This window comes from Brevundimonas sp. UYEF29 (assembly GCF_040546195.1).
GTDB lineage: Bacteria > Pseudomonadota > Alphaproteobacteria > Caulobacterales > Caulobacteraceae > Brevundimonas > Brevundimonas huaxiensis.
In genome coordinates this window covers 63,755-77,630 of record NZ_JBEPNH010000012.1, presented here as the reverse complement: position 1 = coordinate 77,630, position 13,876 = coordinate 63,755, and the positions used below count along the sequence as shown (strand labels likewise).

Here is a 13,876-nt window from a genome sequence, read left to right as displayed (position 1 = left end):
CTGCTCTTCCGTGAATCTCGCTCGTTTCATTCCGTCCGTCCTTTCAAGGGCCGGACTCTAGCTCCGCGTGGAGGAAATTCTCAGGGGCACGTCATAGGCCGTCATAGATCGACATTAGAATCTTCCTTTGGCTTCGGCAGTCAGCACCTTGTATGAGGCACAACCCGTAGTCCACCATTGAGCAGAGTTTAATGTCGACGTCAGGGCTGGCCTACCCGATTTGGCGCGTCTGCTTGGGTACGCGGTAAGGGAAGCTAGATCCGGATTCCGGTACAGGAGCTTCCGGCAAGCTGGCCGGTTTTAGTTGCTCGGAGCGGACTGGCAGGGGAGTAGCCAGAAGTTGCGGGTTCAAATCAGGTCATTGGCTCCGGCAGGTGTGACTCAGCAGGATGGAGCGCTGACCGAAGCCTAGCCGTGACGCCCTCGGTTGACGCCGGGGTATTTTGCTTCGGTGCATTCATGGTCGGGCAGGCCGCCACCGGATTACCTGCATGATCCTTCGCCACATTGAACGTTGGGAGTTGGCGAAGCGGGGGAAGTGCTTGAGCTTGTTGAAGCAGCGCTCAACGCGGTTGCGGAGTTTGCAGGTCAGAGGATCGGGCGGGATTGGGGTCTTTCGCGAGCGCGTGGAGAGTATGACGGCTTCGGCTCCGATCGTGTCCAGATGGACCACGACGATCTGGAGGGGTTTGCCAAGCGGAGAGCGACGATCAGGCCGTCGAACAGCCAAGCGTTCTAGCCGCACCGACTACGTGTTGAGGCATCGGGATATCGTGAGGGCTGTTCGGAACTGGCGAAGCGAGACGTTGGGTCCAAACGACGGTCGGATCGTCAAAAGCGTTCTGTTGGGCTACGTTGTCGAGCTCACACCGCCAAGATGCCCGAGATGTCTACGACTTCGCCGGAGTATCTAGCTATGCGCGCAAAACCATTCGCAGCAGTCAGACTTGAAGTCTTCGCGACGTTGGGCACCATGGCGCGGGAGGGGAAACCTCCGCCTTGCTGGAACAGATCGACGATCAAAGGCGGCGCTTCGACGATGCTTTGACCGTCGATCCTTTCGCTAAAGAGTCTGTTCTTCGTGACACCGCCCCCATCCCCCGCTATCTCGCGCGCGTGATGAACGAAACAGAACGCCAGTCCGAGGAACGCAGCTGGGAGACGGCGAAGACGCTCGCCGAAGCCTTGCCGTATATTCAGATCTATGACCGCGAGACCGTGGTCATCAAATACGGCGGCCACGCCATGGGCGAGAGCGCCGTGGCGCGTCAGTTCGCGGCCGATGTGGTGCTGCTGAAGCTGATGGGGGTGAACCCGGTCGTGGTGCACGGCGGCGGGCCGCAGATCAGCGCCATGCTGGACAAGGCGGGGGTCAAGTCCAGCTTCGTCGATGGTTTGCGCGTGACGGATCCGGCGACGATGGAAGTGGCCGAAATGGTCCTGTCGGGCGCCGTCAATAAGGAGATCGCCCACTGGATCACCATGGCCGGCAAGGAGGCGGACGTGCGCGGCGTCGGCCTGTCGGGCAAGGACGCCGGTTTGCTGACCGTCGAGAAGACGCGTCGGACGAAGCGCGATCCCGACAGCATGATCGAGCACGAGGTCGACCTGGGCTATGTCGGCGAGCCGACCAAGGCGGATCCCAAGCTGATCGCCGGCCTGATCGCGTCGGAGACCGAGGACTGGGTGCCGGTCATCGCCCCGATCGGCGTGGCCGAGGACGGACAGACCTACAACGTCAACGCTGACACGGTGGCGGGCGCGGTCGCGGGGTCGCTGAACGCCAAGCGGATGCTGCTGCTGACCGACGTGCCGGGGGTCAAGGGCGCGGACGGCGACATCATCCGTCAGATGACGCTGGACGAGGCGCAAAACCTGATCGACACCGGCGTGGCGACCGGCGGCATGATCCCCAAGCTGGAGACGGCCATGGCCGCGGTTCGCGCTGGGGTCGAGGCGGTAGTCATTCTGGACGGGCGTCGGCCGCACGCCATGCTGGTCGAGTTGTTCACCGAGTTCGGCGCCGGCACCCTGGTGAAGGCGTCTTGAGCGACCTGTCGCATGTGCGCGCCTGGGTGTTCGACATGGACGACACCCTGTATCCGCGCGAGCAGGGTCTGATGCGGCTGGTCCAGGCGCGCATCAACGCCTTCGTGGTCGAGGCCGTCGGGCTGGAGCCCGAGGCTGCGGCTGCGATGCAGCGTCAGTTCCTGGACGAGCACGGCACGACCCTGGCCGGGCTGATGGCCAACTATGCAGTCGATACCGAACGGTTCCTGCGCGAGGTGCACGACGTGCCGCTGGATGGGGTCGAGCCCAATCCGCGTCTGGCCGAGCGGCTGAAGGCCCTGCCCGGTCGTTGCTATGTCTTCACCAATGGCGCGCGTGAATACGCCCACCGTGTACTGGACCGGATCGGCGTCGCTGACTGTTTCGAAGGCGTCTTCGCCATCGAGGATGGTGATCTGACGCCCAAGCCCAATCCTGCGACCTTCCGCCGGATGCTGGAGCAGTTCGGCATCGATCCGCACCGATCCGCCTTCTTCGAGGACACGCCCAAGAACCTGGAGCCGGCCAAGGCGCTGGGCATGGCGACGGTCCTGATCGGCGACGGCCATGGCAAGCCGATCGGGCCGCACATTGACCATGTGGCCCCGGACCTTCTCGACTTCCTCTCCGACCTGAGCTTCAAGGACGCCGCATGACCGATCTGTCGCATCTCGAATCCGTCGTCGAGGCCGCTTGGGAACAGCGCGGCGAAGTGTCCGCCGCCACGCATGGCGAGGTGCGCGACGCCGTTGAAACCGCCCTGGCCCTGCTGGATTCCGGGCAGGCGCGCGTCGCCTCGCGCGGCGAGGATGGCGTCTGGACCACGCATCAGTGGCTGAAGAAGGCGGTGCTGCTGTCCTTCCGCCTGAACGACAACCAGATCATGCGCGCCGGCCAACCGTCCGTCATGCCGCTGTCGGTGGATCATCCCGTCGCCGTCGGTCCCTTCTGGGATAAGGTGCCCAATAAGTTCGGCGACTGGACCGCGTCGGATTATCAGTCGGCCGGCTTCCGCTCGGTGCCCGGCGCCATCGTCCGTCACGGCGCGCATATCGCCAGGAACGTCGTGCTGATGCCGTCGTTCGTGAACATCGGCGCCTTCGTCGACGAGGGCTCGATGGTCGATGCCTGGGCCACGGTCGGCTCCTGCGCCCAGATCGGCAAGAATGTGCACCTGTCGGGCGGCGCGGGCATCGGCGGTGTGCTGGAGCCGTTGCAGGCCAATCCGACCATCATCGAGGACGGCTGCTTCATCGGCGCTCGCGCCGAGGTCGCCGAGGGCGTGATCGTGCGCGAGGGCGCGGTCCTGGCAATGGGCGTCTATCTGTCGGGTTCGACCAAGATTGTGGACCGGGCGACCGGCGAAGTGTTCCGGGGCGAGGTGCCGGCCTATTCAGTGGTCGTGCCGGGTTCGCTCCCGGATCCGAATGGCGGGCCGTCGCTGTATTGCGCCGTCATCGTCAAGCGTGTGGACGCGCAGACGCGGGCCAAGACCGGCGTCAACGAACTGCTGCGCGACTGATTAGGCGGCGACGCGAACAGCCTCGATCTGAGGCGTGTCGAAGGTCGCGTGCAGGGTGAAGGTCGATCCCTTGCCGGGGGTCGACGTCACCGTGATCTCGCCGTCCATCAGGGCGGCTAGACGCTGGCAGATGCTGAGGCCCAGGCCGGTGCCGCCGAACTTGCGGGTGGACGACCCGTCAACCTGAGAGAAGGGCTGGAACAGGCGCGTCAGATCGTCGGCGGCGATGCCGATGCCGGAATCGACGATGCCGAGGCGCAGGGCGACGCGGCCTTCGGCGCGCGGTTCGCTTTCGACGACCAGACGAACCTCGCCTTGCGGCGTGAACTTGATCGCATTGGCCAGAAAGTTGTGCGTGACCTGGGCCAGTCGCAGCGGGTCCATCTTCAGCACGGGCGGAAGATCGCCTCGAATCTCTCTCGCGAAGGTCAGGCCCCGCGCCTCGGCCTGGGCCTTGAAAGGCCCCGTCAGTCGGGTCATCAGCGTGTCGGTCTCGATATCGGCGATGTCGAGTTCCATCTTGTCGGACTCGATCTTGGTGATGTCGAGGATGTCGTTCAGCAGCACCATCAGACCTTCGCCCGAGTTGCGGATCACGCCGACGAACTCCTTTTGACGGTCGCTGAGTTCGGACATCTGAAGCAGTTGCGCCGCACCCAGCACCCCGTTCATCGGCGTGCGCAGTTCGTGCGAGATGACGCCCAGGAAGTTGGATTTGGCGGCGCTGGCGGCGTCGGCGCGGTCGCGCGCCGTCTCCAGCTCTGCGATCAGTTCGGCCTGGCGCCGGTTCACAGCTTCCAGGTCGCCGTCCTTCATCTGGGTGATGGCGACCTTGATCACCAGGGCCAGCGCCAGAACGGGGACCATGCTGAGCACGACCCAGAAACCCGGCGTGCCCCAAAGGCTGGCGAACAGGATCGCCACCACAATGGAATAGGGGGCGGAAACGATCAGAGCCTCGCGCGGGGCGGCGCGCATCTGGGTGAAGACCAGGACATAGCCCGCGATCAGCAGGGCCACGCCCAGGAGCACCCCATAGGTTCCGCCATGGAGGAAGGCCAAGAGCGGGGCCCCGGCCCAGGCGAAACAGGAGACCGTGGCGGCGACCAGCTTGATCCGTCCATGAATCGAGGCGTTCGATATTACCAGTCCGCGCTCGACGAAGGTGCGCAACAACCCACCCGATGTCGCCACCCCGAACCAGATGGCGGCGGTCGCGAGGTCGGTGACGGTGAACAAGGCCAGGGCCCAGCTGGCGATGATCCAGTACCGCATATGCCCGGCTTCGATCAGATGCTGGAGGAAGGTTCGCTCTCGGGCGGTCTTTGGGTGTGTCATCGTCACGGTCTCTGGGGCCGATGACGCCACTGTCGTTCACTGTCGCCTAAGATACGGTGAACGCTGACTTTTGTAGGCCGCATTGTCCGCTTTCGTACGCAAGGCCTGAGGCGGATAGTGCGGAGGCGGCCGCGAAGCCGCCTCCGGTCGTCTCAGGCGGCGGTCTTCATGGCGGCGGCGTTGACGGCGGCGTCGGCGATGCCGGTCAGGTCTTCGTCGGTCTGAGCTTCCTCCTGCAGGGTCTCGTCCAGCAGGGCGGCGGCGTCCTTCATGCCCAGCACCAGGGCCCAGCGCTTCAGCGTGCCGTAGCGGGTGATCTCATAGTGTTCGACCGCCTGGGCGGCGGCCAGCAGGCCAGCGTCGAGGGCGGGCGTATCCTTGTATTCGTCCATGATCTCCTCGCTCTCGGCCAGGATGCCTTCGATGGCGTCGCAGGTCTTGCCGCGCGCGGGTTTGCCGATCAGTTCGAAGACCTGTTGCAGGCGTTCGATCTGGCCCTCGGTCTGGCCCTTGTGCTTTTCGAAGGCGGCCTTGAGCTCGGGCGACTGCGCCGCGCGGGCCATCTTGGGCAGGGACTTCAGGATCTTGCGCTCAGCGTAATAGATGTCCTTGAGCGTGTCGTGGAACAGGGTGTCGAGCGTCTTCTCGGCCATGGTCGTGTCTCTCTTGTGATGGAGCGCGAGGCGCGCGCCATCACAAGCGATCCGTTCGTTTTACGTTCCTGTGCGCGGTTCCGCGCGTCTGGCGTCGAGGCTCAGGCCTCGTGCGCCTCCCGCTCGGCGGCATGCCAGCGCCAGGCGGTGCGAACGATGTCGTCCAGGGTCCGCGTAGGCCGCCAGCCCAGAACCTCATACGCCCGGCTGTTGTCGGCCACCAGACAGGGGGCGTCGCCGGGCCGGCGCGGCTCGGTCTCGACGGGGAAGGGCTGGTTGGTCGTGCGGCGGATGGTGTCGATCAGTTCGCTGACCGTCGTGCCCGTGCCCGTGCCCAGGTTGAAGACCGTCGTCTGACCGCCGTCGAGCAAATATTTCAGCGCCCGCACATGAGCGTCGGCCAAGTCCATGACGTGGACATAGTCACGCACCGCCGTGCCGTCGCGGGTGTCGTAATCGTCGCCGAACAGCGTGAACCCCTGACGCCGGCCCATCGCCGTCTGGAGCGCCAGCGGAAGGGCGTGGGTTTCGGGGTGGTGGCGCTCGCCGATCCGGCCGCCCTCATCGGCCCCGGCGGCGTTGAAATAGCGCAGGCACACCGAGCGGAAGCCGGCATAGGTCGAATAGTCGGCCAAGGCCTGTTCGACCATCAGCTTGGAGCGGCCATAGGGGTTCAGCGGCGCCTGGGGATGGACCTCGTCCATCGGCAGATAGACAGGGTCGCCATAGGTGGCGCAGGTCGAGGAGAAGACCATCGCCTCGATCCCGCCGCGCCGCGCCGCCTCGATCAGGGTCAGGGCGCCGACGACATTGTTGTCATAGAAGCGGCCCGGCGCCTTGACCGATTCCCCAACCTCGATCAGGGCGGCGAAATGCAGGATCGCGACGGGCTTGTGTCTGGCGATCACCGCATCCAGACGGGCTGCGTCGCGGATGTCGCCGGTCTCCAGTTCGCCCCACTGGACGAAGGCCGCATGACCGTTCGACAGATTGTCATAGACCACCGGCGTGAAACCGGCTTGGGACAGGGCGAGGCAGGCGTGCGAACCCACATAGCCGGCGCCGCCCGTGACCAGGATGGTGCTGGGCATGCCCGCTCTCCCCTTAGACCGTTGCCGGCACAGACACGGGAGCGTGCTGAAGCCTGCCGTCCTACGATAGACAACAGCCTGGGGTTAGTCTTTCTGTCAATCTGGGGTATTCGCTCGCTTCAGGTCCGGCGGGGTGGCCTCGTCGGTCAGTATGCGGATGGCCTCCTCGACCGTAACCACCGTCTGGGCCTGCGAGCCCAGGCGGCGGATGGCGACCAGGCCCTGTTCGGCTTCCTGGCGGCCGACCACGGCGATGACCGGCACCTTGCCGACCGAGTGTTCGCGGACCTTGTAGCCGACCTTCTCGTTGCGAAGATCGATCTCGGTGCGCAGGCCGGCGGCCTTGAACTTGGCCATGACGTCGCGAGCATAGTCGTCGGCGTCCGAGGTGATCGTCGCCACCACGGCCTGGGTCGGGGCCAGCCACAGGGGGAAGGCGCCGGCGTAGTTCTCGATCATGATGCCGATGAACCGCTCGAAGCTGCCCAGGATCGCCCGGTGCAGCATGACCGGCCGGTGCTTCTGGCCGTCCTCGGCGATGTAGGTCGCATCCAGACGTTCCGGCAGGACATAGTCGAGCTGGATCGTGCCGCAGGTCCATTCGCGGCCGATGGCGTCCTTGACGATGAAGTCCAGCTTGGGCGCATAGAAGGCGCCGTCGCCTTCGGTCACGACCGGTTCGGTCCCGGCGGCGCGGGCGGCCTCGGCCATCAGGGCCTCGGCCTTGTCCCAGAATTCGTCGGAGCCGGCGCGGTTCTCGGGCCGGGTGCCCAGGCTGATGTAGGCGGTCTCCATGCCTAGGTCGGCGTGGACGCTACGGGCCAGTTTGATGAACTCGGCCGTCTCTTCGACGATCTGGTCTTCGCGGCAGAAGATGTGGGCGTCGTCCTGGGTGAAGCCGCGCACCCGCATCAGGCCGTGCAGCGAACCCGACGGCTCATAACGGTGGCAGGCCCCAAACTCGGCTATCCGCAGCGGCAGCTCGCGGTACGACCGCTGTCCCTGGTCGAAGATCTGCACGTGGCCCGGGCAGTTCATCGGCTTGAGGCTGAGTTCCTCGCCCTCGACCGTCTCGCAGACGAACATATTGGGGCGGTACTTGTCCCAGTGGCCGCTCTGTTCCCAGAATTTGCGGTCCAGAACCTGGGGCGTCTTGACCTCGACATAACCGGCGGCGTCGAGCCTACGGCGCATATAGGCCTCCAGCACGCGCCACAGGACCCAGCCCTTGTGGTGCCAGAAGACCATGCCCCGGCCCTCTTCCTGTATGTGGAAGAGCTCCATCGCCTTGCCGACCTTGCGGTGGTCGCGCTTCTCGGCCTCTTCCAGCCGCTGCAGGTGGGCGTCCAAATCCTCCTTGGTCGCCCAGGCGGTGCCGTAGATGCGTTGCAACTGTTCGCGCTTGGAGTCGCCGCGCCAGTAGGCGCCGGCCAGTTTGGTCAGTTTGAACGCCTTGCCGACGTGGCGCGTTGAGGGGAAGTGCGGCCCCCGGCACAGGTCGATCCAGTCGCCCTGCTTATAGAGGGTGATGGTCTCGGTTCCCGGCAGATCGCGGATCAGCTCGGCCTTGAACTTCTCGCCGCGCGCCTCGAAGAATTTGATCGCAGCGTCCCGCTCCCAGACCTCGCGCTCGAACTTGGCGTCGCGGTCGACGATCCGGCCCATCTCCTTTTCGATGGCGGCGAAGTCGTCGGTCGAGAAGGGCTCCTCGCGGAAGAAGTCGTAATAGAAGCCGTCCTCGATGGCCGGGCCGATCGTGACCTGGGTTCCGGGGAACAGGGTCTGGACCGCCTCGGCCAGGACGTGGGCCGTGTCGTGGCGGATCGTATAGAGGGCGGCGGGATCGTCGCGCATGATCAGGCGGAAGTCGCCGCCCGTCTCCAGCACCCGGCCCATGTCGCGCTGCTCGCCGTTCAACTCGGCCAGAACGGCCTTCTTGGCCAGCGACGGCGAGATCGAGGTCGCCACGTCGCGCGCCGTGGAGCCTGCGGGATATTGGCGAACCGCGCCGTCGGGGAATTTCAGGTCGATCATGACTGCTGTTCTTCTTGGTCGGTCTTCAGGGGCGGAACCGGGTCGTATCCCGACCCGCCGAAGGGATGGCATTTACAGAGCCTGCGCACGGTGAGCCATCCCCCCCGCACCGGTCCGTGCTGGATCAGGGCGTCGCGCCCGTAATCCGAACAGGTCGGCAGGAACCGGCACTGCTGGCCGATCAGGGGGGACAACGTCAGCTTGTAGCCCCGATGGGCCGCGCGGACGCCGCGTTCATAGAGAGACATATGTCCCTTCGCCGGGGGCTGGACGGGTTCGCCGTGCTTATCCCCTGTTGCGGCAGGGGGATCAACCGGTCGTGCCCGTCAGGCTGCGCCGGCGAGACGAGTTCGGGCGGCAAGGGCGGCAGTCACCGCCTCCAGCGTCGCCTCGATGGAGACCAGGGTCGAGGCGTGGCGGGCGGGATAATCGGCGACCTGTCTCAGCAGGCGCAAATCCTCGAACCTGCCGGTCGGGCCTTCGCCGCCGGATTTCAGCATGGCGGACATGGCGTCGCGGGCTTCAGTGATCTCTTCGACCGACGCGCCGATCACATGCTGGCCCAGCACACCAGCGGCGGCCTGACCCAAGGCGCAGGCCTTCACGTCCTGGGCGAAGCTGGCGACGCGGCCTTGGTCGTCCAGCGTCACATCGACCGTCGCCCGCGATCCACACAGTTTCGCCACCCGCTCGCCGGTGCCCTGCGGCGCGGGTAAGCGCCCCGCATGCGGCAGGTTCGCCGCCAGCGACAGGATGCGCGCGCTGTAGAGGTCGTCGATCATGGGGCGAAGATAGGATGTTCGACGCCGGCGCGAAACCTCTCCCTCCCCGTAACCGGGCGGGAGAATGGCGGTGTTAGATCTCCAGCGTCAGCGAACCGTCCGCGCGCACTTCAAGCCCGGCATCCGCATAGTCCGCAAGTGTGGGGTGATCCGTCTGAAGCGGATGGGTCCAGGCGGCGGTGACGACCACGACGTCGGCGCCGGCCGCTTCGCCCGCCTTGATGCCGGCCTCGGCGTCCTCGAACACCAGGCAGTCGGCGATGGCGAAGCCCAGGGTCGCCGCAGCCTTCAGATAGCCGGCGGGGTCGGGCTTGCCGCGTTCGACGTCCTCGGCGGTGATCATGATAGCGGGCGGCGTCACCCCGGCGGCCTTCAGCCGGGCGCGGGCCAGGGGGACGGACGCGGAAGTGACCACGGCCCAGCGGTTGGGCGGCAGGCGTTGAACGAAGTCGATGGCGCCGGGGATGGGGGCGACGCCGTCCACATCCTCGATCTCGCCGCGTTCGACCCAGGCGACCTCGGCGGCCAGGTCGATGTCGGGCAGGTTCTGGTTGCGGATGGTGTCGATGGCGCGCACCCCGTGCATGACCGACAGCAGGGCCGCCACGTCCAGGCCGTGACGCTCGGCCCAGCGGGTCCAGACGCGCTCGGCGGCCAGGGTCGATGTGATCAGGGTGCCGTCCATGTCGAACAGGAAGGCCTGGTAGGTGCGGGGCGCGGGGAGGGAATTCATGGCCTCATCCACCACGCGGGCGGCCCGACCGCAACGGGTCGATCAGCCGCCTTGCAGCGAATTCCAGGTGCGGGCCGTGTCGGTCGTCGGCGTGTTCGCCCGTGCGCCGCCGCTGGACGACGCGGCGCCGGCCGTGCCGCGCGCGCGCAGCCATTGCAGGTTCTGCTCGGCCTGTTCGGGCGGAAGCTCGCGGCGCAGGATCTGTTCGGCCTCGCCCATCTTGCCCTGCAGGCCCAGCACCATGGCCAGGTTCTGGCGCACCTTGGCCGAGGCGGTCGGCTGGGCGACGGCGCGGCGCAGCAGGGTCTCGGCGCCGGGCGCATCGCCCTGGGTCAGGGCGGCCGTGGCGGCGTTGGTCAGGACATCGGGGTTGTCGGGCGACAAGGCCAGGGCCTGGTTCCAGGCGGCGCGGGCGTCGTCGGTGCGGCGCACCTGCTCATAGGCCACGCCCAGCAGCGAATAGGCGCGCCAGTCGCGCGGCGCCTGATTGCGCGCCTGTTCCAACGGCGCGACGCCATAGAAGGCCTGGCCCCGCGCGATATGGGCGCGGCCCAGCTCCAGCAGGGCGTCGAGATTGTTCGGCTGGACGGTCAGGGTCGCCTGGGCGGCCTCGGCCGCCTGATCGTATCGGCCCAGTTCACGCAGCGCCTGCGCCAGCTTCACGCCCGCGACCGCATCGGTCGGATTGGCTTGCTGTTCCGAGGCCCAGAAGACCGAGCGCGACAGGGCGTCCATCCGGTCATAGGTGGCGCGGACCTGCGCCGAGGACGGCGCACGGGTCTGGGCCGATGAGGCCGGTGTCGGGTCGGCCGCCAGGGCCGGTCCGCCGGACAGGGCGATCAGGGCGACGGTTGCGAGAAGGGCGGGCATGCGCGACATGGGGCGGGTCCAGGCGGTCCTTGGGTCTTGCCCCTAGGGTCGCCTGTTCGCGTCAACTGATGGTTAACTTCGTCCCGAGGGCCCCATGTCCGTCTCGCATCCCCTGCTGGTTTCCGCCCAAGACGGCGATGGCGCGATCCCGATCCGCTTCGTTCAGGCGGGCGGCGCGCTGGACGGTGCGTCCCGCCGCTGGGGCGAGTTGCACGGGTTCGAGGGCCAGGCGGGTCAGCTTTTGATCGTACCCGGTGCGGACGGCGAGGTGGCCCAGGTCGTGGTTGGATCGGGGGCGACCTTCGATCCGATGAGCGTGCGGGGGCTGTCGGCGCGGTTGCCCGGTGGCCTGTATCGGCTTGAGGTAGCGGCCGAGGACGCGGACCTGGCGACCCTGGCCTTCCTGCTGGGGACCTATGTGTTCGACCGCTACAAGGCCCGGCCGGATCGGGCGTCGGCCAGGCTGGTCGCGCCGGACGGGGTGGATGTCGCCGAGGTCTCGCGCATCGCCGCCGCCTGCGCCCTGGCGCGCGAGATGGTCGATACGCCGGCAGCCGACATGGGGCCGTTGCAGATCGAGACCATCGCCCGCGAGATCGCCGAGAGCGCCGGGGCCGCGATCACCGTCACGACCGGCGACGCTCTGCTGGAGGAGAACTATCCGGCCGTTCACGCCGTCGGTCGGGCGGCCGCGCCGCACCGTGCGCCGCGCCTCATCGAGATCGGCTGGAAGCTGGACCGGACCGACCTGCCCCTGGTTGCCCTGGTCGGCAAGGGGGTGGTGTTCGACACCGGCGGACTGGACCTGAAACCCGCCGCCGGCATGCGGAACATGAAGAAGGACATGGGCGGATCGGCGCACGCCCTGGCCTTGGGGCGGCTGGTGATGCAGGCGGACCTGCCCGTGCGGCTGGTGGTGATCGTGGCGGCGGTGGAGAATGCGGTGTCCGCCGACGCCTTCCGGCCCGGCGACATCCTGAACAGCCGCAAGGGCCTAACGATCGAGATCGGCAATACCGACGCCGAAGGGCGGCTGATCCTGGCCGACGCCCTGACGCGAGCGGGCGAGCACGAACCCGATCTGACGCTGGACTTCGCCACCCTGACCGGGGCGGCGCGGGTCGCGCTGGGGCCGGACCTGCCGCCCCTCTATACCGACGACGAGGCGCTGGCGGCCGGGTTGCTGGCCGCGGCGGGGCAGGTGCGCGATCCCCTGTGGCGGATGCCCTTGTGGCCGGGCTATCGCGCGGCGCTCGACACCGAGATCGCCGATCTGAAGAACGATTCATCCGCCTGGGCGCAGGCGGGTTCGGTCACCGCCGCCCTGTTCCTGCAAAAGTTCGCCCCGACAACCGGCGCCTGGGCGCACATGGACATCTTCGCCTGGAACCCCCGCGCGCGTCCCGGCTTCCCCGAAGGCGGCGAGGCGCAGGCGCTGAGGGGCTGCTTCCAATATCTGAGAACGCGGTTCTGTTGATTTTCTTTCGCAAAAGCGACGCGCGTTAACGGCCCCTAAGCCATCGGTGGATAGCGTGTCGTTTCAATCCACGCGAGTTCACGTTGACCGACGTCCTCGATCTTCTTCCGCCCGGCGACCGCCTCGCTCGCCCCGACCTCGCCGAACAGGCGCTGGAAGGCTTGGTGCGCGCGGGCGCCTATCGGGCGACCGAAGCCATGCACTGCCGCGCGGCCGTGGCGGACATCCTGTCCGACGCCGACGGACGGATCGATCAACTGCTGCACGGCGAAATCTTCGACGTTCTGGACCGGGCCAACGGCCGGGCCTGGGGCCGGGCCCGTCGTGACGGTGTGGTCGGCTGGGTGGTGCTGGACAGCCTGTCGAGCGGCGCGCCGCTGGCGACCTATCGCGTCGCCGCCGTGGACGCGGCCCTGCCGTTGAACGCTCTGGTGGTCGAAGCGGCGGCGGATCTGGACCAGACCGACCTCCAGCCGATCGGGGAGTTCGAGACCGATCCGGTGGTGGTGGCCGAACGGCTGCTGGGCCGTCCGCACGAGCTGGGCGCGCGGTCTTCGATCTCCACCGACTGTTCCGGTCTGGTGCAGCAGGCCCTGCTGGCATGCGGCCTGCCGGGTCCGCGCCGGTCGGACGCGCAGGCCCAGATCGGGCAGGCGATCTCCGCATCGGACATCGAGCGTGGCGACATCGTCGTCTGGCTGGCGCCGAACGGCGACCAGGACTGGACCGGCCATTCGGCCCTGGTGCTGGACGGCGAACGGATCATCCACGCGACGGGCGGCAAGGGGGTTGTCATCGAACCCCTGGCCGAGGTCGAGGCGCAGCTGATCGCCGACGGCTTCGCTTCCGCCGTCTTCCGCCGCCTTTAGTCGCGCATCGTCCGCATCGCGCCCAATCGGGCGAAGGCGAGTGTCAGGGCCTTGCGACGTGCGGGCGCCAGAGCCATCGACGGCGCCTCACGCACGACCGCCCCGCCGAAGCCGTCGGCGACGATCAGGCCCGGTTCGTCGGGCAGGATGGCTTGCGGAAACTCGGGCGCGACGGCGAAATAGAAGGCGTCGCAGAACGGGCCGTACTCATGCCATTTGCGATCGACGCGGTAGTCATCGACCCCCGACTTGACCTCGCAGATGACGATGTCGCCCTTGCGCCCGATCGCCATGACATCGGCGCGGCGACCGTTGGGCAGGCAGACTTCCAAGAGCGGCGCATAGCCCATATCCATCATCAGCCGCGCCGCGCCGCGCGTGACCGAAAGCGTGGTCTCGGGACGGCTGAAGACGAGTTCGAGATGGGCGACGGCGGACATGCCGACAGCTTATGTTCC

General features: G+C 67.0%; 14 protein-coding genes. 5 read left to right on the top strand and 9 right to left on the bottom strand.

Annotated elements, in window-relative coordinates; genetic code table 11:
• The first annotated feature begins 1,119 nt into the window (after positions 1-1,119).
• The 3 genes from argB to dapD are packed head-to-tail and all read left to right on the top strand — an operon-like array spanning position 1,120 to position 3,571.
• Positions 1,120-2,049: an acetylglutamate kinase gene (gene argB, locus ABIB58_RS15055; protein WP_354042354.1), complete on the top strand. Its 930-nt coding sequence runs from the start codon at positions 1,120-1,122 to the stop codon at positions 2,047-2,049.
• The gene (locus ABIB58_RS15050) at positions 2,046-2,705 is read left to right on the top strand and encodes a pyrimidine 5'-nucleotidase (RefSeq protein WP_354042350.1); all 660 of its coding nucleotides are present in this window, start codon (positions 2,046-2,048) and stop codon (positions 2,703-2,705) included. The genes argB and ABIB58_RS15050 overlap by 4 nt, the downstream gene beginning before the upstream one ends.
• On the top strand, positions 2,702-3,571 hold the full coding sequence (gene dapD / locus ABIB58_RS15045) for a 2,3,4,5-tetrahydropyridine-2,6-dicarboxylate N-succinyltransferase (protein ID WP_354042346.1): 870 nt from the start codon (positions 2,702-2,704) through the stop codon (positions 3,569-3,571). The genes ABIB58_RS15050 and dapD overlap by 4 nt, the downstream gene beginning before the upstream one ends.
• Here dapD and ABIB58_RS15040 read toward each other — a convergent pair whose 3' ends face one another.
• The 8 genes from ABIB58_RS15040 to ABIB58_RS15005 all read right to left on the bottom strand — a co-directional run bounded on the left by ABIB58_RS15040 (position 3,572) and on the right by ABIB58_RS15005 (position 11,081).
• On the bottom strand, positions 3,572-4,909 hold the full coding sequence (locus ABIB58_RS15040) for a sensor histidine kinase (RefSeq protein ID WP_354042343.1): 1,338 nt from the start codon (positions 4,907-4,909) through the stop codon (positions 3,572-3,574).
• A 152-nt stretch (positions 4,910-5,061) separates the two neighbouring features.
• Positions 5,062-5,562: a YciE/YciF ferroxidase family protein gene (locus ABIB58_RS15035; RefSeq protein ID WP_354042339.1), complete on the bottom strand. Its 501-nt coding sequence runs from the start codon at positions 5,560-5,562 to the stop codon at positions 5,062-5,064.
• A gap of 101 nt (positions 5,563-5,663) precedes the next feature.
• Positions 5,664-6,653, bottom strand: a complete 990-nt coding sequence (galE, locus tag ABIB58_RS15030) for a UDP-glucose 4-epimerase GalE (RefSeq protein WP_354042336.1) — start codon at positions 6,651-6,653, stop codon at positions 5,664-5,666.
• Positions 6,654-6,749: 96 nt separating this feature from the next.
• Positions 6,750-8,687 (bottom strand): threonine--tRNA ligase, encoded by a 1,938-nt coding sequence (thrS, locus tag ABIB58_RS15025; RefSeq protein ID WP_354042333.1) that lies wholly within the window; start codon positions 8,685-8,687, stop codon positions 6,750-6,752.
• Entirely contained in the window at positions 8,684-8,935 is a 252-nt protein-coding gene (gene yidD / locus ABIB58_RS15020; RefSeq protein ID WP_354042329.1) for a membrane protein insertion efficiency factor YidD, read from the bottom strand. Before yidD ends, thrS begins: the two co-directional genes overlap by 4 nt.
• A 78-nt stretch (positions 8,936-9,013) precedes the next feature.
• A complete protein-coding gene (locus ABIB58_RS15015) occupies positions 9,014-9,469 on the bottom strand; it encodes an iron-sulfur cluster assembly scaffold protein (RefSeq protein WP_354042325.1) in 456 nt (151 codons plus the stop codon).
• 73 nt (positions 9,470-9,542) lie between these two features.
• Positions 9,543-10,202 carry an HAD-IA family hydrolase gene (locus tag ABIB58_RS15010; RefSeq protein ID WP_354042321.1) on the bottom strand — a complete coding sequence of 220 codons (660 nt, stop codon included), beginning with the start codon at positions 10,200-10,202 and terminating at the stop codon, positions 9,543-9,545.
• A 42-nt stretch (positions 10,203-10,244) separates the two neighbouring features.
• Complete coding sequence (locus tag ABIB58_RS15005; protein ID WP_354042317.1) at positions 10,245-11,081, bottom strand: tetratricopeptide repeat protein; 837 nt, start codon at positions 11,079-11,081, stop codon at positions 10,245-10,247.
• 85 nt (positions 11,082-11,166) lie between these two features.
• On the opposite strand from ABIB58_RS15005, the gene ABIB58_RS15000 reads away from it, so the two are divergent.
• Together ABIB58_RS15000 and ABIB58_RS14995 are read left to right on the top strand one after the other, a co-directional pair.
• Positions 11,167-12,549, top strand: coding sequence for a leucyl aminopeptidase family protein (locus ABIB58_RS15000; protein ID WP_354042313.1), 1,383 nt, complete (start codon positions 11,167-11,169; stop codon positions 12,547-12,549).
• A gap of 83 nt (positions 12,550-12,632) precedes the next feature.
• Entirely contained in the window at positions 12,633-13,418 is a 786-nt protein-coding gene (locus ABIB58_RS14995; RefSeq protein ID WP_354042310.1) for a C40 family peptidase, read from the top strand.
• On the opposite strand, the gene mmcB is transcribed toward ABIB58_RS14995, so the two are convergent.
• Positions 13,415-13,858 carry a DNA repair putative endonuclease MmcB gene (gene mmcB, locus ABIB58_RS14990; protein WP_354042306.1) on the bottom strand — a complete coding sequence of 148 codons (444 nt, stop codon included), beginning with the start codon at positions 13,856-13,858 and terminating at the stop codon, positions 13,415-13,417. The genes ABIB58_RS14995 and mmcB overlap by 4 nt on opposite strands.
• Between the last annotated feature and the right edge of the window lie 18 nt (positions 13,859-13,876).